This window comes from Ruminococcus flavefaciens, assembly GCF_900108555.1.
GTDB classification, from domain to species: domain Bacteria; phylum Bacillota; class Clostridia; order Oscillospirales; family Ruminococcaceae; genus Ruminococcus; species Ruminococcus flavefaciens_P.
This window is the reverse complement of record NZ_FNWV01000008.1, coordinates 34,820-56,202: the sequence shown is the minus strand read 5'-3', so window position 1 is coordinate 56,202 and position 21,383 is coordinate 34,820. Positions and strand designations below refer to the sequence as shown.

Annotated in this window: 25 protein-coding genes; 2 read left to right on the top strand and 23 right to left on the bottom strand. The window is 45.3% G+C overall.

Annotation, left to right across the window (positions count from 1 at the left end; all coding sequences use genetic code 11):
• Nucleotides 1–32: 32 nt before the first annotated feature.
• The 17 genes from BLW60_RS11545 to BLW60_RS11465 form a co-directional block, all read right to left on the bottom strand.
• The gene (locus tag BLW60_RS11545) at nt 33–2,744 is read right to left on the bottom strand and encodes an ABC transporter permease (protein WP_074717483.1); all 2,712 of its coding nucleotides are present in this window, start codon (nt 2,742–2,744) and stop codon (nt 33–35) included.
• Entirely contained in the window at nt 2,744–3,445 is a 702-nt protein-coding gene (locus BLW60_RS11540; RefSeq protein WP_074717481.1) for an ABC transporter ATP-binding protein, read from the bottom strand. The genes BLW60_RS11545 and BLW60_RS11540 overlap by 1 nt, the downstream gene beginning before the upstream one ends.
• 129 nt (nt 3,446–3,574) lie before the next feature.
• Nucleotides 3,575–4,183 (bottom strand): TetR/AcrR family transcriptional regulator, encoded by a 609-nt coding sequence (locus tag BLW60_RS11535; RefSeq protein ID WP_074717479.1) that lies wholly within the window; start codon nt 4,181–4,183, stop codon nt 3,575–3,577.
• Between the two features lie 121 nt (nt 4,184–4,304).
• On the bottom strand, nt 4,305–4,802 hold the full coding sequence (locus BLW60_RS11530; RefSeq protein ID WP_074717477.1) for a hypothetical protein: 498 nt from the start codon (nt 4,800–4,802) through the stop codon (nt 4,305–4,307).
• A gap of 17 nt (nt 4,803–4,819) precedes the next feature.
• Nucleotides 4,820–5,467, bottom strand: coding sequence for a class I SAM-dependent methyltransferase (locus BLW60_RS11525; protein WP_074717475.1), 648 nt, complete (start codon nt 5,465–5,467; stop codon nt 4,820–4,822).
• 14 nt (nt 5,468–5,481) lie between these two features.
• Complete coding sequence (locus BLW60_RS11520; RefSeq protein WP_074717473.1) at nt 5,482–5,907, bottom strand: pyridoxamine 5'-phosphate oxidase family protein; 426 nt, start codon at nt 5,905–5,907, stop codon at nt 5,482–5,484.
• 5 nt (nt 5,908–5,912) lie between these two features.
• Entirely contained in the window at nt 5,913–6,371 is a 459-nt protein-coding gene (locus tag BLW60_RS11515) for a ferritin-like domain-containing protein (RefSeq protein WP_074717471.1), read from the bottom strand.
• A 145-nt stretch (nt 6,372–6,516) separates the two neighbouring features.
• The gene (locus BLW60_RS11510) at nt 6,517–7,080 is read right to left on the bottom strand and encodes a TetR/AcrR family transcriptional regulator C-terminal domain-containing protein (RefSeq protein ID WP_074717469.1); all 564 of its coding nucleotides are present in this window, start codon (nt 7,078–7,080) and stop codon (nt 6,517–6,519) included.
• A gap of 239 nt (nt 7,081–7,319) precedes the next feature.
• Complete coding sequence (locus BLW60_RS11505; protein ID WP_074717467.1) at nt 7,320–8,075, bottom strand: carboxymuconolactone decarboxylase family protein; 756 nt, start codon at nt 8,073–8,075, stop codon at nt 7,320–7,322.
• Nucleotides 8,076–8,087: 12 nt separating this feature from the next.
• Entirely contained in the window at nt 8,088–8,570 is a 483-nt protein-coding gene (locus BLW60_RS11500; protein ID WP_074717465.1) for a flavodoxin, read from the bottom strand.
• Nucleotides 8,571–8,587: 17 nt separating this feature from the next.
• The gene (locus BLW60_RS11495; RefSeq protein WP_074717463.1) at nt 8,588–9,214 is read right to left on the bottom strand and encodes a flavodoxin family protein; all 627 of its coding nucleotides are present in this window, start codon (nt 9,212–9,214) and stop codon (nt 8,588–8,590) included.
• Nucleotides 9,215–9,225: 11 nt separating this feature from the next.
• Complete coding sequence (locus BLW60_RS11490) at nt 9,226–9,558, bottom strand: putative quinol monooxygenase (RefSeq protein WP_074717461.1); 333 nt, start codon at nt 9,556–9,558, stop codon at nt 9,226–9,228.
• 4 nt (nt 9,559–9,562) lie between these two features.
• Entirely contained in the window at nt 9,563–10,417 is an 855-nt protein-coding gene (locus BLW60_RS11485) for an aldo/keto reductase (RefSeq protein WP_074717460.1), read from the bottom strand.
• A 53-nt stretch (nt 10,418–10,470) separates the two neighbouring features.
• Nucleotides 10,471–11,637 (bottom strand): iron-containing alcohol dehydrogenase, encoded by a 1,167-nt coding sequence (locus tag BLW60_RS11480; RefSeq protein WP_074717458.1) that lies wholly within the window; start codon nt 11,635–11,637, stop codon nt 10,471–10,473.
• 18 nt (nt 11,638–11,655) lie between these two features.
• Complete coding sequence (locus tag BLW60_RS11475; RefSeq protein ID WP_074717456.1) at nt 11,656–11,895, bottom strand: hypothetical protein; 240 nt, start codon at nt 11,893–11,895, stop codon at nt 11,656–11,658.
• Nucleotides 11,896–11,984: 89 nt separating this feature from the next.
• Entirely contained in the window at nt 11,985–12,710 is a 726-nt protein-coding gene (pnuC, locus tag BLW60_RS11470) for a nicotinamide riboside transporter PnuC (protein WP_074717454.1), read from the bottom strand.
• A 168-nt stretch (nt 12,711–12,878) separates the two neighbouring features.
• The gene (locus tag BLW60_RS11465; protein WP_074717452.1) at nt 12,879–13,757 is read right to left on the bottom strand and encodes a LysR family transcriptional regulator; all 879 of its coding nucleotides are present in this window, start codon (nt 13,755–13,757) and stop codon (nt 12,879–12,881) included.
• Nucleotides 13,758–13,985: 228 nt separating this feature from the next.
• Between BLW60_RS11465 and BLW60_RS11460 the strand changes: the two genes are divergently transcribed.
• Complete coding sequence (locus BLW60_RS11460) at nt 13,986–15,320, top strand: sensor domain-containing diguanylate cyclase (RefSeq protein WP_074717450.1); 1,335 nt, start codon at nt 13,986–13,988, stop codon at nt 15,318–15,320.
• A 108-nt stretch (nt 15,321–15,428) separates the two neighbouring features.
• On the opposite strand, the gene BLW60_RS11455 is transcribed toward BLW60_RS11460, so the two are convergent.
• The 5 genes from BLW60_RS11455 to BLW60_RS11435 all read right to left on the bottom strand — a co-directional run bounded on the left by BLW60_RS11455 (nt 15,429) and on the right by BLW60_RS11435 (nt 19,301).
• A complete protein-coding gene (locus BLW60_RS11455) occupies nt 15,429–16,589 on the bottom strand; it encodes an MFS transporter (RefSeq protein ID WP_074717448.1) in 1,161 nt (386 codons plus the stop codon).
• 1 nt (nt 16,590) lies between these two features.
• On the bottom strand, nt 16,591–18,261 hold the full coding sequence (locus BLW60_RS11450; protein ID WP_074717446.1) for a CotH kinase family protein: 1,671 nt from the start codon (nt 18,259–18,261) through the stop codon (nt 16,591–16,593).
• The gene (locus BLW60_RS11445) at nt 18,246–18,521 is read right to left on the bottom strand and encodes a hypothetical protein (RefSeq protein ID WP_074717444.1); all 276 of its coding nucleotides are present in this window, start codon (nt 18,519–18,521) and stop codon (nt 18,246–18,248) included. Before BLW60_RS11445 ends, BLW60_RS11450 begins: the two co-directional genes overlap by 16 nt.
• Nucleotides 18,522–18,535: 14 nt before the next feature.
• Entirely contained in the window at nt 18,536–18,757 is a 222-nt protein-coding gene (locus BLW60_RS11440; protein WP_074717442.1) for a zinc finger domain-containing protein, read from the bottom strand.
• Nucleotides 18,758–18,947: 190 nt separating this feature from the next.
• The gene (locus BLW60_RS11435) at nt 18,948–19,301 is read right to left on the bottom strand and encodes a winged helix-turn-helix transcriptional regulator (RefSeq protein WP_074717676.1); all 354 of its coding nucleotides are present in this window, start codon (nt 19,299–19,301) and stop codon (nt 18,948–18,950) included.
• A gap of 24 nt (nt 19,302–19,325) precedes the next feature.
• On the opposite strand from BLW60_RS11435, the gene BLW60_RS11430 reads away from it, so the two are divergent.
• A complete protein-coding gene (locus tag BLW60_RS11430; protein ID WP_074717441.1) occupies nt 19,326–19,826 on the top strand; it encodes a flavin reductase in 501 nt (166 codons plus the stop codon).
• A gap of 115 nt (nt 19,827–19,941) precedes the next feature.
• On the opposite strand, the gene BLW60_RS11425 is transcribed toward BLW60_RS11430, so the two are convergent.
• Complete coding sequence (locus BLW60_RS11425; RefSeq protein ID WP_074717440.1) at nt 19,942–21,381, bottom strand: MATE family efflux transporter; 1,440 nt, start codon at nt 21,379–21,381, stop codon at nt 19,942–19,944.
• Between the last annotated feature and the right edge of the window lie 2 nt (nt 21,382–21,383).

Sequence of the window (21,383 nt, the reverse complement as noted above, 5' to 3'; positions counted from 1 at the left end):
TACATCAAAGTATAAGCTCTTTTTCGCATTATTTATTCCCTGTTTTTAAGTACCTCAGCAGGTGATATTTTCTTTATTTTTCCCATGAGGAGCCTGTTTATTACTGCGTATATAAGGATAACCGCGCAGTATATAAGTACATACAGATACCACGGGAATGCGAGCTTCATAGAACACGCAACATTCGGGATAAAACTCGGGAATATCATATCCACAGCCTTTTTCGCAAGAGGTACAGCTATCACCGCTCCGACAGCAACTACCAAAAGATTTCCGTTGAGATACAGCGACCTTATTTCCTTGGGACGATAGCCGAATATCTTGATAAGGGATATTCCCATTGCCGACCTGTCTATCATAACTCCCAGCATAAGATACATGACTACGCAGAATATAACAGAACCTGCTGCAATGAGAGTTGAAACAAGTGAAAACATCAGCTTTACGAACACGCTTGCGCTCCGCTCTATATCGTCCTTTGTCGTAACGGAGTACAGTCTGCCCTCGTCGATATCAAGCTCCTTATCGGAGTAAACGGTATTGAAATAATCCTCGTCCTGACCAAAAAGCTCGCGCATACTGCCGATATCCATAAATATTGTAAATCCAACAGAATAATCGCTTATGTCAGTAACTGTAAAGCTGTAATCAGCGTCAGCTGCCGAGTCGCTGAAAACTACTCTGTCGCCCACCTTGTAGCCGTAACGCTCCACAAGCGACGAATTGATAACTGCCTTCGTCTTGCCTTTTTCGGGCTTCGCGTCGAAATATCTGCTTTTGCCGTCAATGCCTATAACGGTAACGTCAAGAGTATAGCCCATACAGTCGGTGCTGAGAGTTTCGATGTATGCCGCTTCACCGCCATCGGGAACTGTATTTTCGGGATATTTGTACAAATACTGATACTCGTATTTGGTATCGCTGACGGTATAGTCCCTGACGCTGCTGCACATAACATAGCAGTCCAGTCCAAGCATGATGACTATGATCGCCACAAGCATACCAAGCACCATTGTAAGTGCCGAACGTGATTCTCTGACTAACTGACGTATAGCAAACACTTTCGGGAAGCTTTTTGTTTTCAGTTTGAACTGCCTGTAGTTGCCAGCAGACTGCTCGTTTCTCATAAGTGAAAGAGCTGTTCGGGACAGCTTTTTATTGATAACGAATGCATTTACAACAGCACATATCACAGGCGGCAGAACTATGGCGTAGGCAATAAGATAAAGCGGATATACAGTATCAAATTCGGGTATTGAAAAATAGCTGTAAGTATCCTTTGACTGCGAGCCTACACCTATAGGTGAAAATCCAAGTACAGCTCCGATAACTGCCGCAATAAGAGCTATAAGCGTCGGCATCGTTATATAGTGCCGCATAAGGTTTTTCTTCTTCACTCCAAGGGCGTACAAAGCACCTATAACGCTTTGTTCCTGCTCTATCTGATGAACTACGAATACAGATATCACATAGGCAAACAGCGCAAGAACTATTACACCGGCAATAAGACCTGCATTCCTGTCCATTACCACATCTCCTGCCGCAGCAGCGATACGGATATTGTCCTCAGCGGTAACAAATGAAGTGAGGTTTTCAATATCTATTTCAAACAATTCGTCAAGGAGCTCGTCTGTTTTCTCTTTCAGCTCCTTTGTACCGTCAGCAAGCTCCGCTGCACCGTCAGCCGCAGAATCCGCACCCTCGGTATAATCGTAAATGCCGTTTTTGAATTCAGCTATGTCATCAAGGCTTTTCATAAGGGCTGCAAGCTGCTCGGAATGAGTCAAAGCTATCATGTTTTCAAGGGTATCATGATAGTTTTCTTCAGTCAGCACCATATTCTGTCCCATTGCCGCAAGTGAAGAATTTGCCTGTGAGAGATAGCCCTCGAAGAGATTATCTGCCGCTTCACGCATATCGGAGCTATGACCGCTGAGTTCAGCAAGCCCCTCAGAGAGCTTATCTGAGCCGTCATTCAGCTCTTTTACGCCGTCCTCTATTTCATTGCGTTCATCAAGTATCTCGTCGATCGTTTCACGGAAATACTTATCCTCAACCTGCTCGTAACTTATCTTTATCCCCCTTATTTTATCTTTCAGCTCATTGCTTGTTGTATTGCCGAGACGGTAAGCATAGGTGTACTCCTCCGCATTCAGGTCGCCGCGGTTTTTAAGCTCATCATACTGTTCCGCAGTAATGAACAGCAGTCCGAAAGAGCTTCTCTCAACGGCAGTATCGCTGAAATGAGCTATGCACATATCGTAATCGGGAACAGAACCGATACCCGTTATCGTAAAGTCTGTGCCTCCTGCTTTTACAGTATCGCCCACATGGAGCTCATGTGCAGAGGCATAGCCCTTTTCGATAACAGCTTCACCCTTTTCAGAGGCGAGCCTGCCTTCATCAAGCTGTATGAGGTCTATATTTTCCCTTGTTCTGAACATACGAAGAACGGCATTATCCTCTGTTTTTAGGTCAAGTGAAAACATTGGCTCGATCTGAGTACCGTCAGCCGTCAGATCGGATATATCTTCATCTATAAGGGGCAGAAATACTGTAAACCGGCCGTCCTCCACCATATTTACAGACTTGCGGTCATCAGTACCCTGTATTATCATCTCCGACGCACCGACTATGGAAACCACAAGGTAAATTCCCATTGTAATCAAAAGAAACAATGCGAGATATCTGCCGAAATTTGCCCGAAGGTCGCGCAGAAGACGTTTTCTGAGTATCTTATCCATTATAAGTCCTCCAGTTCTGCGGCAGGGACTCTCTTTTCGTTTTCATACTCTTTCTTTACAAGTCCGTCTTTAATGATAATGACCTTGTGTACCATGTTTTTTATGGAATTATTATGAGTAACTATCAGCATAGTCGTTCCGTATTTTTCGTTTATCTTTTCAAGGAGAACAAGGATATCGCGGCTTGTTTTTGAGTCGAGAGCACCTGTGGGTTCATCACACAGAAGGAGCTTCGGATTTTTAACAAGTGCTCTTGCAATAGCGCATCTCTGCTGCTGACCGCCCGAAAGCTGTGCAGGGAACTTATTCTGATGCTCGGTAAGTCCAAGAGTTTCGAGAAGTTCGTCTATATCAAGGGGCTTTTCAGCTATATACTGGCATATCTGGGTATTCTCCCTGACAGTCAGATTAGGCACGAGGTTATAAAACTGAAAGATAAATCCGAGGTTATCACGGCGGTAATCGGACAGCTGTGCAGGCTTCATACCGAAAATCTCTGTTCCGTCAACTTTTATCGAGCCAGAATCCATCGTGTCAAGTCCGCCTATACAGTTGAGCAGAGTGGATTTGCCCGAGCCGCTTGTGCCCTGAATAACGCACATCTGCCCTTTTTCAAGTCCTGTGCTTATCCCTTTCAGCACCTGTATGTAGCTTGTATCCTTGCCGTAGCTTTTCTTTACGTCCTTCACCTGTAAATACATTATCTATCCCTCCAATGTAAGTGTATACTAACGCATATTCAAAAGCAAAGGGAGTTCATCTCCCTGCTTTAGGCATCATCGCACAAAGCACACCTTGCGTTTTGTGCTGAATATTTGTGTGGTGTTGCCTTATTCTATAACATAATTTATCCAAGTCTCAACCAGCATATCCATAACGGGTTTTATCTCTTTTACGGCACGTTCCTTTTCTTCAACGTGGGTTATAAGATGAACAAATGCATTTATCTGCACATGAGAAAACCAGTGCAGCATATATTCATTGATGCGCTTATCAGGAAACGCCGCAAGATAATTCTTAGCAAGCGCGTAATTATACTTTTCTATCATTCCTACAAAGCGGTCAACTATGCCGTCATAGCTTGAACCTGACGCTTTTTCAAGCATGATTATCATTGCATCGCGGTCAGCATAAAGAGCTTCTATCATCTGCTCTGCAAAGTCGTCGTGGTCACCGGAGGTATGCTGAAAATCCGCAATATCGGTTTCCATATCCTCTGAAAAATGCTGCTCTACCGCTGTGATCACTTTTTTCAGTGGCTCATCTATAACTGCGCCGAACAGTCCGTTTTTGTCCTTGAAAAAGAAGTATATCGCTCCCGTAGTCAAGCCTGCCGCAGAGCATATAGCCCGCAGAGAAGCCTTTTCAAAGCCTTTTTCCATAAACTCTTTTTTAGCGCAGACAATAAGCTTTTCACGGCTTTCTTTTTCGTTGTCCATAGCTCCACCTCACAAGATAACAGTGTTACGTAACAATGTTATCTTACCACATATCCAACGATTTGTCAAGTATCTATATAAAAAAATAACAGGCTTTTCGGAAAGCCTGTTTTGTATTATATTAAAACAACGTACATATCCACGCCGCAAGTGCAGATGCGGCAGGAAAAATAACAAACAGCTTCAATAGCTGGCTTTTGATGTTGTATCCGTATTTTCTGCCCGAATATACACTTTTGACCTCAGGAAAGTAAAACTGAAAGAACTGAAATTTCATCAGAAGAAAATAATCAAAGCATATCATGTCGTATAGTTTGTAAATGGTGAATATGGAAACAAAGCGCAGAAAGAACTGCCAAAACGTAAAATCACTTCTGAAACCGTTCCATATTGATATCACACCTACGCCTGCTATCATTAGTATGCTGAATATCATCAGCGTCCAGCCTATTACTCTTGCACCGTAGAATAATTCATTTTCTCTCGGCTGAATAGCTTCCTGTGCTTCCTTCGGTGCGGACGCGAAAAACTCTTTCTTCTGGATAAATGCGACTGCTGATAAAAGCATGATCGTGATAGCAGCACTGAACACGATCGCAAGAAAAATCGTTAAAAGCATAATATACGACCTCGATTTCAAGCTCTGCTTTTTCTGATAACGGCGTGCAGACGGCAAAAGTCTCTTTTTTCAAAAGATTCCAAGTGAAGCCCTGCATTATCGCACAGTTTCTTGATGTCAACTCTGCCATAAATGCGAACATCACCCTTGCCGATCAGATGCGCAAGCGGCATTTCAATATGATTGCAGAACCAGCGCACAGCAGCGGAATTCATCGTCATATCACGCAGAATGAATCTGCCATTCAGGCGGAGTACACGATAAACACTATTAAAGAAGTCCTGCGGATTAGGATAATGATGAAAGCTCTCGGAGCATATCACCGCATCGAATGAATTCTCTGCAAATGGCAGATTCTCGCAGTCACCGACTACAAGTTCAACATTTTCCATTTTCTTTGCTTTTGCGACTTCTATCATTTTGGGAGTCAGGTCAATGCCTGTATAGTGCTTGTCGGGGTATTTCTGATGCAATAGCGTCAGCATCGGTGCTGTTCCGCAGCCGCAGTCCAGCAGATCGTTAAACGGCTCTTTTTCCAGCTCTGCCAGTATGTCGGGATAATCTTTCTTGCACATATTATATACACCTGCATGATCCGATTCGTATATCTCGGCAGCTTTTGTAAACTCCTTTACGGATAGATTTTTGTATTCTGTACTTGTCATGTTAATAATTCCTTTCAGTTTTGTTTCAATTGTACACTCATCTCACATTTGCAGTTATTTTCCACTATATGCTCGTTGGGTGAAGCGTTTATCAGTCTTTCGGGCGTGATCAGAACTACGCATTTGAGTTCCATAGCTCCCTTGAAAGTGTCCAGCGTGAGCTGACTGTAATGCTCATAGGCTTCGCCCTCATAGACAAGCTCCGCTGTTCCTTTAACTTGATAGGCTTCCGCTGTCAGCGGATTTGCACAGGCTATAGCAACCTTACCGTTTGCCTTGATATTTTCAAGCGTTGTTTCAAGGAGAACAGCGCCTATCGCAAGTTTTCCGTCATCACATACACGCTTGAAGCCAACGTGAACGACATTCGGCGCATCGCCGCAGGTCGCTATATACCAAAGATTTTCATTGAAAACCTTTTTTACATTGTCAGGTATCATAGCGATCAAAGCTGCTGGTTCAGCCAGTTCTGGAGACCGATCTTTTCGATCAGTTCGAGCTGCTGCTCATCCCAGTACAGGTCTTCTTCCTCGTCCTGATAATACACTTTCAGAAAATCGAAGGTCTTGTAATCGTCCCTTGCTTCTTCAACAAGAGTTTTCAGCCAAGCAAGACCGTCCTTGGAAGTCTGGAGATCATACTTGATATACTCTACAATATCCGTGAAAACAGGTTCTTCTTTCTTCGCACCGTTCTTAACCTCTCCGCCGAGATCAAGGATACGGTCGATGCACTTGTCAACATAGCCTCTTTCCTCTGCTGCGTGTTCTGCGTACTTTGCTCCGAGCTTGGAAAAGCCCTGTGCTGCGAATATCTTCGACTGGATAGCGTGACCGTCTGCCTGCTGTGCGAGATCGGTAACGATGATCTGTAAACCTTCAAGAATCTTTTTTGTATCTGCCATGATGACATACCTCCGTTTATTTATGTTTTTCGGCAGGCTGTCTGCCTGCCATAGCTTTATCTTAACAGACGAGGCGGTATATGTCAATTTAGAAATACCCCCACTTTACAAAAGGATTTTGTAAAATGGGGTAAATTACAAAAATTCAATTGTTTTCAGTGGGATAGAGATACTGTTTCAGCGGTTCGGGCAGGCTCTTATCCCATATTTCAGCCACCTGTTCAGGCGAGAAGTTCATATCTCCAAGAAGCCATTCCAGCATAAACTGCACGAGTCCATAAGCATAGAACTTTATCATTCCCATGGTCTCATCGGGGATATACTCAGTCATCAGGTGTTTCTGAACTTCTGCTTTCAAAGCTGCTGTATTGATTCTCCGGACGTTCTCAACGAACGAATCCTGACCGCTTGTGTGTTTCAAAGCATTTTTGATAAACTCGGAGTTCTCGGAATAGTATAAGGCGGTACCAAGCAGGCAATCCTTCCACAGAAAAGTCTTGTTGTCGATCCTACACATGATCTCACGCACATGGTTTGTATATATCCATACGATCATATCGTACTTGTCTTTGAAATGATTGTAGAAGGTCGGCTGGGACATACCGCAGTTATTGGTTATCTCGGTTATTGTTATCTTGTCGATACGCTTTGTCTGCACAAGCTCCAGAAAGGACTCGACAAGGAGTTCTTTTGTGGTTTTTCTTTTCATTGCTATCACCTTGAAAAGCTGTTGTTTTTATTATTTTACCATAAATTGCTGTGCAAGTCAAACAATCAAAAGACATATGTATATATTTTTATTTATACCATAAAACACGCCCTGTATCACTGAATACCAGTGATACAGGGCTCTTCATATCTATTCTCATTTCGATGCTGATCGTCACACCCGACTTGAACCGGAATTCCAAGTAGTCGTCGTGGACGATTACCTTTTATTAGTTCCGTTTATTTCAGCTTGTTGTAATCTTCACCAGAAACAGCCTCACACCATTCGGTGCTGCCGTCCTCGCCCTCGATCTCGATAGCAAGATGTGAGAACCAACTATCGGGTGCAGCACCGTGCCAGTGCTTGATATTCGCAGGGATATTCACAACATCGCCCGGATGAAGCTCTCTCGCTTCCTTGCCCCATTCCTGATAATAACCCCGACCACCGACACAGATCAGCATCTGACCGCCGCCGCTTGTTGCGTGGTGGATATGCCAGTTGTTGCGGCAGGCAGGCTCAAAGGTCACGTTGAAAACAGAAAGCTGTTCCTTTGACACCTGTGCAAGATAGCTCTGCCCGACAAAGTAATCGCCGTAGGGGTTCGGTTCGCCTATGGGGAAGAATATCTCGTTCTGATACCTGTCCTTGTCGGTCATTTCGGGAGATTTCTCGTTCCATACTTCTTTTGCAAGGGTGAACACTGCCCAAGCGTGCGGCCAGCCTGCATAAAAGGCGGTATGGGTGATGATCGCTGCGATCTCTTTCTGTGATACGCCGTGGTTCTTCGCATTCATCAGGTGGAATTTCAGTGCATCGCTCGTCACGCCCTGCGACATGAGAGCAACAACAGTAATGATACTGCGTGTTTTCAGGTCGATGTCGGTGTTGTTCCAGTTCTCCCCGAAAAGAATATCATCGTTGTAATGGGCGAAATCGGGAGCAAACTCACCGAGGGCATCTCGCCCTGCGGTCTGTACTATTTTTTCAGACATAGTGTGACCTCCTTAAACGCCGAGTGATTCCACCCACTTTTTCAGCTCATCGACTGATGTGCTTGCAGAGAAACGCTTGCCGTCCTTGATGACTGCCGTATCGGAAACGCTTGTTTTTAGCTCCTTTGAGGAATTGCCCATTCCGCTGCCGCCAGAGGTCGCAAACAGAACTATGGTCTTTCCCGAAAAATCATAAGCTTCAAGGAAGGTATTGATGATTGTTGGAGCGACATACCACCAGATTGGGAAGCCAACGAAGATCGTGTCATAGTCTGCGATATTCGCATCTGTATCTGCAATTGCAGGGCGGAAGGACTTGTCATTCATCTCAACTGAGCTTCTGCTGTTCTTGTCCTGCCAGTTGAGGTCTGCATTTGTGTAAGGCACGGCAGGGCGTATCTCATAAAGGTCTGCTCCTGCGGCTTCTGTGAGGTTTTTAGCAAGTCCGGCAGTCACACCGCTTGCTGAAAAATATGCTACTAATTTTTTACTCATGATTATTTCCTCCTTGATCAAAGATCTTCTCTGATAAAATGTGTAGACTGCCACGGCTCTTTCTCAGGCAGTCCGTATTTTTCCTTTCCGAGAGCGATAGACTTCATCAGAAAGCTCATATTCTTTGCGAGCGTTCTCATGGTCTGCAAGCCCTCTGCGTCCTTTGCAGCTTCACCGATCTCACGCCCGTGAACGCTGTTCCAGTATTGGCTTGAAGCTATGGGCATATTGCTTATGGTAAAATACTTGTTCAGCTCGTCAAATGTTGCCGAACAGCCGCCTCGCCTTGCTACGGCAACACTTGCACCGATCTTCATGGTCTTATCGAAGTGCGTGCTGAAAAACAGTCTGTCAAGACAGGCAATGAGCGTTGCATTTGCCGAAGCATAATACACAGGTGAAGCCACTACAAGACCGTCCGCCGCTTCAAACTCAGGTGCAAGCTCGTTGACAACATCGTTGAACACGCAATGACCAAGCTCCGCACACTTTCGACAGGCGATACAGCCGCGAATATCCTTGTTTCCTATGTGACAGACCTCCGCTTCAACGCCCTGCGCTTCAAAGGTCTTTACAAGCTCATTCACAGCTATCGCAGTGTTGCCGTTTGCATGGGGACTGCCGTTTATTATCAATACTTTCATAAGTTTTTCTCCTATTTCACAATGAATTTCGTATCCTTATCAGGTATACCGCCCTCATCGGAGATATACCTCTCAACTTTCATTTTCAGTCCATACTTTTCCCGAAGCTCTGTAATTGTCTGCATCATAGGTGAAGCGTGGTGGACATCAATAGCGTCCTGACTTGTCCATTGGTCAATCAGCAGTACCGTTTCGGGATCGTCAAACGGCTGAAAATAGTCGTATCGGAGATTACCGTTCTCGCTGCGTATCCTGTCCACCGTACCGCTTTGTATCATTTCCTCTGCGAATTTACGGGCATTTCCGTTTTCACCCGTGTAATAGATGTTTACCGTGATACTCATACTCTCACCAAGTCATCGCAAACTCGACCTTTTCGGGAACTTCGGGATTTCCGATCATCGGCGCAGCCTTGTCGAGCGCCTGCAAGGACAGCATCTCGACCCCGGTCAGCTCAAAGTCAAATATGTCGATGTTTTCCCTGATACGCTCGGTATGCACTGACTTCGGGATAACTGCAACATCGCTCTGCACAAGGAAACGCAGAAGCACCTGTGCTGGCGTTTTTCCGTATTTCTCAGCAAGCTCCTTCACAGCAGGCTCGGAGAACATTTCATTCGCCCTGCCCTGACCGAGAGGTGCATAAGCCTGATGTGCGATGCCGTACTTTTCAAGCCATTCCTTTTCTTCAAGGCGCTGGCAGTAAAGGTGCGTTTCGATCTGGTTGAGCGCAGGCTTTATCTCGTTGAAATTGATGAGGTCGATGAAGCGGTCAGCTTCCATATTTGAAACGCCGATAGCCTTGATCTTACCTGCCTTATAGTATTCCTCAAGCACACGCCAAGCGGCATACACATTGCCGAAAGGCCAATGCAGAAGCACCATGTCGATATACTCCACACCGAGTTTTTTCATGGACTCGTCAAGGCTCTTGCGACAGTCCTCTGTCTCAAAGGAGCGAAACCACACCTTTGTTGTGATGAAAAGCTCCGAGCGTTCGCAAAGTCCCTCGTCAAGTGCCGCCTTAATGCCTGCACCGACAGCTTCTTCATTGCCGTAAGCCTGTGCCGTGTCGATCAGACGATAGCCTGCCCGTATCGCTTCAAGCACGCTGTTTTTGCACTCCGCCGCATCGGTCACCTGAAAAGTGCCATAGCCGAGCATGGGCATTTTTACGCCGTTGTTCAATACCTTGTAAATCATTGCGTGATCCTCCTTTTTCTGTGTAACAGCTATTTCGTATTGTTCCGGGCTTGTTACATACTCTCTTTCAGTATCTTAACGACCTCATCACGGTCAAGCACTTTATAACCGCCGTTCAGGATAATTGTTGCATCGGCAATGCCCTCTATCATATCCTCCGTTGCGCCGAGGTCTTTGAGGTTCATCACAAGCCCGATCTCCTTCATCCAGCTTTCCATAGCGGAAAGTCCTTCGTTTGCAAGCTGTTCGTCGGTCTTGCCCTCGGCAGAGATACCCCAGACCTCGGTTGCGAAACGGGCAAACTTCTTCAAGCCGTAGGGCATGATATAGCGGTAATAGGGCAGAGATACCGCCGCAAGTGTCATTCCGTGGGTAGCGTCGGTGTATGCGCCCACCGCCTGACCAAGCATATGCACCATCCAGTCGGTGGATTTGCCCCTTGAAACAAGGGTATTGAGCGCCCATGTGGCAGTCCACATGATATTGGAGCGTGCTTCATAGTCCTGCGGGTTTTCGACAGCTATGCGGCTTGCGTGGATAAGGCTTTTCATAAGTCCCTCGCTTATATAGTCGCTTGTGTTATCGTCCTCGCCTGAGAAATACTGCTCGCAGATGTGATTGAGAATATCATAAATACCTGCCACCATCTGATATTTCGGCAGTGTCATGGTGTATCTCGGGTTGAGGATAGAGAACTTCGGCATAACATCGTCACCAAACACATGACCTATCTTCAGCTTTGCTTCGTGGTTGGTGATGACCGAACCGCCATTCATCTCCGAGCCTGTGCCTGCCATTGTCAGCACACAGCCCACAGGAACGATCTCGCAGGTCGGCTCTTCAAAGCGGATATAGTATTTCTCCCAGGGGTCATCATCACAGTGGACAGAGACCGATACCGCTTTTGAGTAGTCGCAGACCGAGCCGCCGCCCACCGCAAGGATAAAGTCGGTCTTATGCTCACGGGCGACAGCTACACCTTCACGGAGCTTATCAACAGTCGGGTTCGGCATAACGCCCGAGACCTCGGAAACATTCTTGCCGCAGTCTTTCAGGATAGCGATGATCTCATCATACAGACCGCTTTTCTTGATTGAACCGCCGCCGTAAACGAGCAGAATGTTCTTGCCGTAGTTTTTCATCTCATCTTTCAGATAGCCGAGAGAGTCCTCACCGAAATAGAGCTTGGTCGGGTTGTGGTAGCTGAAATTTCCTAACATGATACATACCTCCGTTTATTAGTTTTTGTTTTCCGTGCACCATATCACATAGTCGAGCCTGTCGAGCAATGCTTGTTCCCTGTGGATAGAATCAAGGAGAGAACGCCTTGCACTGCGCAGTACACGCACCTTTTCGGCACAACAGTCCTTACCGCAGCAATCGGAAAGAAAAGCCTTTATCTGCTTGTCGGTCAGCCCTGCCTGCGATAGTACCTCAGCTATTTCTTTGTCTGTAACACTTGTATTCGTCACTTTCATTCTATCACCCCACAAAACAAAAAGAGTACAGGTTTTATGTCCTGTACTTATTATAGCATAGTTTCCTTGATATGTAAAATGCTTATATTCTATACTTTGGTATGCTCAAAATGTATACTTTTGTTTCTGACAGCCATTTGCCGCTTTCTCATATTCTGCCAACTGAAAAAGCTGTATATGTCATTTATGAGAAAAACCGAAAAGCAGACAACTACCGATATATACCTTGTGTCCGCTATACTTGCCATGATCCATAATACGATCAGCACAATGTCATTCGCAGCGTAGGCGACCGCATAGAACGGACTTCGCCTGAATGTCAGATAGACGGCTATAAAGCTCGTGGCTACCGATAGTGTACTCGGAAAGATATTCGCTGTACCGAAAGCCTGCAAAATAAAGAAAAACAGTATCGTTACCGCTAACATCAATACAGACATAAATATGGCTTCTCTTCTGCTTATGCTGTTTACTGTTACCTCCGATTTATTGCCGTTAAATGGATTTCTGAGCCATGAGATGAGCGCAAAAACAGCCATCGGCATTGTCATTCCAAGATAGGTCACCATTTCTCCGTAATAGGAAAAGGAGTAGGATATTATCCCGTACAGCAGGCTGAATATGATAACAAGCACCTGACCTATCGGATTTCCCTTTGCGTTAAGGATAAGGTAGGTCACTCCGATCAGCGATGCCGACAGGGCAAGATAGTTCTCTCTGTCGAACATGAAGAACGAAATAAGAACGCAAAGCGTTGAAATGCCCCACAGCATCAGCTCACCCTTTGAAAAATAATCCTTTATCTGTTTTAACAATCTGCATACCTCCAAAAAAATAAAGCATCTGCGTACACATCTTCTAAGACCTAACGATGTGTATACAAATGCTTATCGCATATACTACCCGGTGGCAGTTTTCATATTTTCTTTATTATAGCAGAGAAAGAAGAAAAAGTCAATTATTACTGTGTGGTAAAAATTCTTTTATTGCTCTGCGTGAACACTCTTGATATATTCAAGGAATTTCCCTGCCGCCCCCGAATAGGGACTGAGCTTCTTCCACGCAAGCACCGATGTGAACGACAGCTCAGGTGTCAGCGGACGGAAGGCAAATCGGGCAGGATCAAACATTGTTGTCGCTCCCTCAATCGTCAGCACACAGGCTATACCACGCTCCGCAAGAGGTGCGGCGTTGTTGATGAGGTTCATTGTTGCAACGATGTCCAGTTCCGATACGGGACACCTCAGCCATTCTTCGATCTCGCTTTTCAGAGCTGTACGGCTCGTCAGAACTAATGGCATTCCCTTTAGTTGTTTTCGGGTGATCGCTTTTTCCTTTGCAAGCGGATGATCCGCAGGCATCAACAAGCCCCATGTTTCCTTTGCAGGCAGGCGGATATAATCGAACTTCTCAATATCCACAGGCTCCAGCAGGATACCGAAGTCGAGCAGACCGTGTTCAAGCCGTTCCTTCACATGGTCAGCCGTACCCGTGTGAAGCTCAAAGCTGACAAGCGGATAGCGGTCACGGAAATGCGCTATAAGTTCGGGAAGAACCTCCGCTGCTTTCAGACCTCCGCTGCCGACCGAGATCACACCGCTGATCTCTTCCTGCTGTTGAAACTCACTGTCGATCTTCTTCATAAGCGACACGACTTCCTCTGCTCGTCTGCGGAGCATTAGCCCTGAATCGGTAAGCGTGAGCCGTTTGCCCCTGACAAACAGCGTAGTATGCAGCTCGTCCTCAAGCTCCTTCATCTGCCTGCTGAGTGTCGGCTGTGTCACATGAAGCACCTCGGCGGCTCTTGATATGTTTTCCTCACGAACGACCGTCAGGAAGTATTCCAGTAAACGCAGTTCCATGTTCATTCCTCCAAGCAAAGCAGAATATAGGATAATTATACCACATCAGTGCTGAAAGGTCAATCTGCATATTACAGAGATAGGGAAATGATACATCTGTATAAATAATATGCTTTTATTGACTTTTACAGTATTATGTTGTATAATAAGAACAAAACCTATCGAAATGCCGTCAGTATCATTAATCTGAGAGACTATTAAATGTGTGTTTCATCAAAGGAGAAGCGTATGAAAGATGATAAGGAAGCATTAAGCCAGATCGCACTTACACTTACACATCATTTTGACAGCCTGTATTATATTGACATCGAATCGGGAAACTATACCGAGTATATCCCTCACAAACTGTTTAAAGGATTGGATATCCCGGCTTACGGCGAGGATTTCTTTTCCGAAGTACAGGAAAGCGCCTCAAAATGCGTTCACCCCGACGATCTTGAGCTTGTGATAAAACTTCATGACAAAGAAGCTATGCTCGACAGGCTTTACAGCAACAAGTCCTATTCTGTTGTATACCGACTTATTCTGCATGGGAATATTATGCATATGCGGCATTTTGAACTAATGTGTGATGACAGAAAGCATATTATCTGCTGTCTGGAAAACATTGAGGAAGAATTCCGCAGAAAGGAAGAACAGGAAAAGGATCTGCAGTCTGCCAGACGTATGGCAAGAATGGACGCGCTGACAGGAATACGAAACAAGACCGCGTTCACGGAGTATATCGCAACTGTTGATGAGAGGATCAAAGCAGCCCCCGAGAGCTGTCATTTCGGCGTGATAATGTGCGATGTCAACGATCTTAAAAAGATCAACGATACCCGTGGACACAGCTTCGGAGATGAAGCAATACAGAGAACCAGCCGCCTGATTTGCGATACTTTCGATCACAGCCCCGTATTTAGGGTCGGCGGAGATGAGTTCGTCGTCGTACTGGACGGACGGGATTTTGATATGCGTGAACAGCTGCTTGCAAAGCTGCGGGAAGAATCCCTTGCCAATAAACGCTCGCGTTCGGGACCTGTGGTCGCTTGCGGAATGGCGGTTTTTGATCGTGTCAGCGATGACAGCTTTGAAGCGGTCTACAAAAGAGCCGACATGGAGATGTACGAGAATAAAAACGAACTGAAATCCATGAAGATAGTCGATTATTTCATGGGAATGAACAGTATGGATATACCGATAAACGCCGAGAGAAAACGGCTGCTTGACGGTATGTTCGGTGCGCTTTATACGGTCGCAGGCGAGGGGTATGTTTATCTTAACGATCTGAAGCATGATTTCTCGCGCTGGTCGCTGACTCTTGTAGATGATTTCGGTATGCAGTCGGAATATATGTACCATGCTGATAAATACTGGCAGAAGCATATCCACCCCGATGATATGAATACCTACCAAGAAGCTATCGACGCTGTTCTATGCGGAAATGCTGAGGTCAGACCGATACGCTACCGTGCAAGGCGTGCCGACGGTACATACGCAGTTTGCCATACAAGAGGCTTCGTATTGAGCGACAAAGACGGCAATCCCGAATATTTCGGCGGTATAATTATTGCAGAATAAAAAACTCTTTATTAGATTGAGAGTGACATATAAAACAATATACCGCACAGGGATACGTCCTTGTGCGGTATATTTATTTGTAACTTTGACTCCGGTTCAAAGTTTGTATCAGGTCTTAGTATCCATTCGCTTATACGCATATTCAAGCATACTGATGTTCAATGCAGCGAAGAATATAAGATATATTGGCATTATCCCGATACCAACTGCCTGCTGGATATGACCGAATACCATCGGCATAAAGGTGCTTCCAATGTATGCGGAAGCCATTTGCAGACCTATGACTGCTGCGCTGTTTTTTCTGCCGAAATTGTCAGGTGCCATGTGCTGTATGGCGGGATATACAGGTCCCATTCCGATACCTGTTATGACAAATCCAACAGCCGCTGATATATAGCCATCAAACGGCAGAAGTATCAACAGGATACCGACCGTTTCAACGACAATACCAATACGGATCAGTAATCTGTCACCAAGCTTGTTTGACACAAAGGCGGATATCAGCCTGCCAAGCATCAGACCTCCGAATATTAGAGAGCCGAATGCGGCAGCAGTCTCAGCCGATATCATCTTTGTACCGATAAAATAGCTTGATGTCCACAGGAAGCAGGTACATTCGCCTGAGCAGTATGCAAAAAATGCGATCAGTGTAGGGATAACGCCTCGGATCTTAAGAGCGTCTCTGATACCTGCGGCGTCATGCTCGCTGTCATCTTCTGCTGCTTCGTTTTTCTTCCAGAGAGGAACAGATAACAGACATACAAGCATGATGCCTGACTGTATATATGCAGTCCAGCGATATCCCTCATTCCAGTAAGCCTTTGCAAGTGCAAGAGACATGATATACGGACTGATCATAGCACCTACACCATAGAAGCAATGCAGAAAATTCATCACCGAAGAAGAATAGTGTTTTGCTACATAGTTATTAAGTGCTGAATCAACTGAGCCTGCACCAAGTCCATAAGGCACCACGAAAATGAAAAGCATGGCATACGATTTACAGCATGAAAAGCCGATCAGACCTATAACTGTCAGGAATACAGATGAAACGACTATCCATTGTGTTCTTACTCTTTTTATGATCGACGGAGCAACCAATGCTGATATGATCGTCATAAATGATATTGCCATAGACACATATCCGGCGTATGATGATGGAACGCCGAAATCTGTCTGCATTGTCGGCCAGCCTGAACCAAGAAGCGAATCAGGCAAGCCGAGACTGATAAATGCGAGATATATTATCGCAAGAAGAAGTGAACCCATATCATACTCCCCCCATTTTCTTGAGAAGTTCTCTCTTCATCAGGCAAAGGTCAAAGACATCAAGTTTATCATCCTTGCAGAGATCTGCTGCTTTCCAGTTCTTCAGATCGGTATTCGGAACGGCGAGCAGCCACTTCTGCAATAAAACTACATCTTCAATATCAAATGTTCCGTCAGCATTGACATCACCGACAAGGTACTCATCTTCAACAGGAACAAAAGATAAATGTTCGATCTTCACCTCGCCGCTTCCGCTAAAATTAAAGGCAAGCGAACAGTTGAAGTCAGTCGTGCCGGCTGTGAATATTTTTTCATAATGCTGCTGTTCTGCGGCAACAGATACGGAATCAGATTCATACCCTCTGTAATTATCGTGATTTGCCTGAAGTCTATAGCTGAGTTTAGCAGTTGATGCTCCGCTGTAATCATAACTTATCTTGTATTTATGACCTTCCTGCATCATCAAACCGGATGAGAGTGCTTGTCCGAAGCCTGAACCTGCCTGTGCAGTAAAACCTGGGCTGTTCGCATCTACTTCGCCTGTCATACCCCAGTAATTCAGAATGCTCACATAGACAGCATTCTTAGTGTCTATTGCCTTATTATTTTCATCCAGAAAAACACCGTTAGTGAAATCGTCAGAGTGGTAATAGTTATCAAGCCATGTAATGCGCTGTGTCAGCCAATCAGCAAGATACTGTGCGTGTGCCTGATGTGTAGCCAGTGCTGCTTCCTCTTCCGGCTCATTATAGATTGGCTTGCCGAGCAGATCCCATTTTGTAAAGTTGCGGTCATATGAATCCTGATGCACAGCGGCTTCAGATGTTACAAAGTCAGGGAGCGTCTGTATTTCACTGAGTTTCTCATTCCAACGTTCAACTATCATCTGCCTGAGCCAGTCACAGTTGAGCGCATAACACAGCCACGAATTTGAGCTTGCAGAGCAGTCTGTTACATCGAATATTCCCATACCGACAGCACTTTCAATTCCTTTTGCCTCGGTGTTGTTGCCGAGTGCAAGGTCATAGTCCCACATTGGATGAAATGTCAGCTTGCCTCCTGCGTCCTTTGACAGATAATAGCTGTCCCAGCCGGCATCTACATCTTTGCATATCCCATAAGCGATGCAGTTGTCTACAAGGGACGAAACATCAATATATTGCTCGATATCGGACTTATTTCCGCTTTTCAATGCGTGCAGAGCTTTCTCTGTATAATCAGAAATATACCCGATCTGCTGCTCTGCGACAGTCTGATCCGTTGAAACATCACTCTTTACTTCATATGTACAGCAATCGACAGTAAATACATTCTCTTTTGCATATCTGGACAGTTCTATCAGATAGCCGTTATCCTCAATAAGTGAAGGTTCTTCGGTTATTGCGATCCTGCTTTTAGCGACATTGACCGCTTCGCAAAGCAAATAAACGCCCTGATATTCTCCGTTCACATACACCTCAACGGAGCGCGTGTTTGCTGAATACGGCATATTATCCATCATATCACCAAGATGATAGGCGGTCATATTTCGGAGAAGCGATGCATCATAATAGTTTGCTACAAGATTCCATGATTTTGCAGCTCCATCGCCAACACCAAGAGGATTTTCTTTTTTCTGAAATTTGAAACGGTAACTCTTTTTATCTGCAAACAGCGTTAGATTACCACGCAAACGTATCTGAATGTCGGCGTTATTTGTGTCTGTTTCTCCGTTTTCATCGTAAATAGAAATTCTGGCATCGGTATAGCTGTTTTTGTAGTTACGCTGTTGCCCAAGGTGTCTATTGAGATGATAGGCATTGAAAGCTGTGAGGAGAGAATTTCAGTGTCATCAGCAGCATATACCGTATTTGTATTTATAAGTCCGCTGTATGAACTGATACTCATTGCAATCGCAGAAATAAATGCCACTGTTTTAATAATTGGTCTCATGTGGACTGCTCCTTTCATTTTTGACAAGTCGGACAATAGCAGCTGCTCCGTCCTCCAACGATGATCTTTTCAAACAGGCTGCCGCAGTTGTATATCTCGTCATAAATCGGCATTAGGTGCGGATATTTTTCCTTGATATATGAAAGTATATCCGCCTTATAGCTCCTACGGAGGCTGAGATTTTCAAGCCATATCAGGTTGCACATATCCTTTGTTCGCTCGATAATTGCTTTCACATCGGTAATTTCGGGGAATATTCTCTATAACACACTATATTGTGGAGAACGGATTGAGCTTTGACACATATTCGCCGTTCAGCTCCTTACATTTGAATACGGGGATAACGACATAGGGTGCATTTTTGAGCATAGTAAACTGTCTCGGCATAACCGAGCCGAACTCAGCTTGACTTTCTCACCAAATTGCTCACTCCTCCTTGTTTTCATATCCCCACGCACACATAGCATTCAGTATAGGTATAAGCGTTTTTCCTTTATCAGTTAAAGAATATTCGACCTTTGGCGGTATCTGCGGATATTCCTCACGATGAACAAGTCCGTCACGCTCCAGTTCTTTCAGGTTAGTGCTTAAAGTTTTGAACGATATTCCCTTGATATACCTCTGCATCTCGCCCCAGCGAATCACCTCAAACTGTGCGATCGTGTAGAGAATAGACATCTTGTATTTCCCATTTATCAAAGCCATAGTATAGTTGAAGCCTGTGTTCTGTATACACACCCTCGCTTCACACAAAACCTTGTTCTGTTCCTCTGTTGACATCTCGTTAAACTTCATGATCATCGCCTGCTACAAGGAGAAAAGAATGATTATAGTTTTCAAACGGATATTTTCAAGAAATTTCAGCGTCAGTGGGCAGTAATCACCGCAGGTTCGGCAGAGAAAAACAACAGTATGCTCGTGGCATGGGGTTCGATGGGAACGCTTTGGGAAAAGCCTGTCGTGACGGTCTATGCCGCTCATTCCCACTATACACACCAATTCCTTACGGAGAGCGAATATTTTACCGTATCATTTTTCCCGAATGATTTGCGCAAACGGATCGTAAAATTCGGCACAAAGTCTGGACGGGATACCGATAAGAATGCACTTGCAGGTGTAACACCGAGGTTCACAGAACATGGCTTGACTTTTGAAGAAGCAGAGTCAGCCATCATCTGCCGTAAGTTGTATGCAGATGATTTTGAGCTTGCAAAGCTTCCGCCTGAAATCGCCAAGATCTACCCCAATACTAACGAGATACACACGATGTTTATCGGTGAAGTTGTGGAGCTTATCCAGAAATAATTTCATTATTTGAAGAACAGAGAAGCTATAAATTACCACACTATGCAATGGAATAAAACAACAAGCAGCCGACTTTCAAAGCCGACTGCTTGTTTTACTTTTCAAGGCTCAAGAATCACTCAGTATCAGTCTGAAGCACAGGTCTTGTTTCTGTCCTGACAGTTTCGGGACTTATCTCCTTATAAGTCCTGATGATAAGGAAAAGTGCCACCACAAAAGTCAGAATATCCGCCACGGGCATTGAATACAGCACACCGTCAAGCCCGAAGAATACAGGGAGAAGCAATGCAAGTCCCACGCCGAACAATATCTCACGAATGACCGAAAGTGCTGTTGATTCGACCGCTTTGCCCATAGCCTGCAAGAAGATAAAGCATGACTTGTTCACACAGGCGAATATCATCATACAGAGATAAATACGGAAAGCCTTGACTGCAAAATCGGTATAGTAACTGCTCTCGTTGGCGGCACCGAATATACCGATAAGCTGATGTGGGAACAGCTCAACGATGACAAGTGCCACAGCACCCACACTTGCTTCTGCGATCAAGAGCTTTGTGAACAGCTCACGCACACGGCTTTTCAGCCCTGCACCCCTATTGAAGCCAACTATCGGGATACAGCCTGCCGCCATTCCGACTACGATAGAAATGACGATCTGAAAGAACTTCATCACGATACCGACCACAGCCATTGGTATCTGAGCGTACTGCTCCTGCCCGAAAATATCGTCCAATGCGCCGTATTTGCGTATCATATTATTGATAGCTGCCATAGCCGCTACAAGTGCTATCTGCGAAAGAAAGCTGGTCAGACCGAGAGTGAGTGTTTTTCCTGCAATAGTTTTGTTCAGCCGAAAATCGTGCTTTGAGGGCTTGACCTGCTTCATGTTCAGCAGATACCATACCGAAAGCACCGCTGTTGCGACCTGTCCGATGACCGTTGCGACCGCTGCCCCCATCATACCCCATTTGAAGCCGAATATGAATATTGGATCGAGAATCATATTGATGACCGCACCTGCAAGGGTTGAGAACATAGCGAATTTCGGACTGCCGTCAGCACGGATCACGGGGTTCATCGCCTGCCCGAACATATAGAACGGTATACCAAGCGAGATGTAGAAGAAGTATTCCTTTGAGTGCCTGAATGTTTCGGGATTGACCGTACCGCCGAACATTGCGATGATACTGTCGCTGAATATCAGATAGATTGCACACAGCACAAGACCGCCGATAATGCTCATAACTATCGAATTGCCGACGCTGTGCTTTGCCTTGTCATTTTCACGTTTTCCGAGACTGATACTCACGAACGCACAGCAGCCGTCACCGATCATTACGGCAATAGCGAGGGCTATGACCGTCAGCGGAAAGACTACGGTATTGGCAGCGTTTCCGTAAGAGCCGAGGTATGTCGCATTGGCGATGAATATCTGGTCTACGATGTTGTAGAGCGCACCCACAAGCAGAGAGATGATACACGGCACAGCGTATTTCTTCATCAGCTTGCCCACAGGCTCACGCCCTAAGAATTGATTTGCGGTTTCTTCCATTT

What these genes read in the sequence shown, in the direction of transcription:
- BLW60_RS11545 (WP_074717483.1), bottom strand. Translation starts at nt 2,744, where the DNA reads ATGGATAAGATACTCAGAAAACGTCTTCTGCGCGACCTTCGGGCAAAT.
- BLW60_RS11540 (WP_074717481.1), bottom strand. Translation starts at nt 3,445, where the DNA reads ATGTATTTACAGGTGAAGGACGTAAAGAAAAGCTACGGCAAGGATACA.
- BLW60_RS11535 (WP_074717479.1), bottom strand. Translation starts at nt 4,183, where the DNA reads ATGGACAACGAAAAAGAAAGCCGTGAAAAGCTTATTGTCTGCGCTAAA.
- BLW60_RS11530 (WP_074717477.1), bottom strand. Translation starts at nt 4,802, where the DNA reads ATGCTTTTAACGATTTTTCTTGCGATCGTGTTCAGTGCTGCTATCACG.
- BLW60_RS11525 (WP_074717475.1), bottom strand. Translation starts at nt 5,467, where the DNA reads ATGACAAGTACAGAATACAAAAATCTATCCGTAAAGGAGTTTACAAAA.
- BLW60_RS11520 (WP_074717473.1), bottom strand. Translation starts at nt 5,907, where the DNA reads ATGATACCTGACAATGTAAAAAAGGTTTTCAATGAAAATCTTTGGTAT.
- BLW60_RS11515 (WP_074717471.1), bottom strand. Translation starts at nt 6,371, where the DNA reads ATGGCAGATACAAAAAAGATTCTTGAAGGTTTACAGATCATCGTTACC.
- BLW60_RS11510 (WP_074717469.1), bottom strand. Translation starts at nt 7,080, where the DNA reads ATGAAAAGAAAAACCACAAAAGAACTCCTTGTCGAGTCCTTTCTGGAG.
- BLW60_RS11505 (WP_074717467.1), bottom strand. Translation starts at nt 8,075, where the DNA reads ATGTCTGAAAAAATAGTACAGACCGCAGGGCGAGATGCCCTCGGTGAG.
- BLW60_RS11500 (WP_074717465.1), bottom strand. Translation starts at nt 8,570, where the DNA reads ATGAGTAAAAAATTAGTAGCATATTTTTCAGCAAGCGGTGTGACTGCC.
- BLW60_RS11495 (WP_074717463.1), bottom strand. Translation starts at nt 9,214, where the DNA reads ATGAAAGTATTGATAATAAACGGCAGTCCCCATGCAAACGGCAACACT.
- BLW60_RS11490 (WP_074717461.1), bottom strand. Translation starts at nt 9,558, where the DNA reads ATGAGTATCACGGTAAACATCTATTACACGGGTGAAAACGGAAATGCC.
- BLW60_RS11485 (WP_074717460.1), bottom strand. Translation starts at nt 10,417, where the DNA reads ATGATTTACAAGGTATTGAACAACGGCGTAAAAATGCCCATGCTCGGC.
- BLW60_RS11480 (WP_074717458.1), bottom strand. Translation starts at nt 11,637, where the DNA reads ATGTTAGGAAATTTCAGCTACCACAACCCGACCAAGCTCTATTTCGGT.
- BLW60_RS11475 (WP_074717456.1), bottom strand. Translation starts at nt 11,895, where the DNA reads ATGAAAGTGACGAATACAAGTGTTACAGACAAAGAAATAGCTGAGGTA.
- BLW60_RS11465 (WP_074717452.1), bottom strand. Translation starts at nt 13,757, where the DNA reads ATGGAACTGCGTTTACTGGAATACTTCCTGACGGTCGTTCGTGAGGAA.
- BLW60_RS11460 (WP_074717450.1), top strand. Translation starts at nt 13,986, where the DNA reads ATGAAAGATGATAAGGAAGCATTAAGCCAGATCGCACTTACACTTACA.
- BLW60_RS11455 (WP_074717448.1), bottom strand. Translation starts at nt 16,589, where the DNA reads ATGGGTTCACTTCTTCTTGCGATAATATATCTCGCATTTATCAGTCTC.
- BLW60_RS11445 (WP_074717444.1), bottom strand. Translation starts at nt 18,521, where the DNA reads ATGAGACCAATTATTAAAACAGTGGCATTTATTTCTGCGATTGCAATG.
- BLW60_RS11435 (WP_074717676.1), bottom strand. Translation starts at nt 19,301, where the DNA reads ATGTCAACAGAGGAACAGAACAAGGTTTTGTGTGAAGCGAGGGTGTGT.
- BLW60_RS11425 (WP_074717440.1), bottom strand. Translation starts at nt 21,381, where the DNA reads ATGGAAGAAACCGCAAATCAATTCTTAGGGCGTGAGCCTGTGGGCAAG.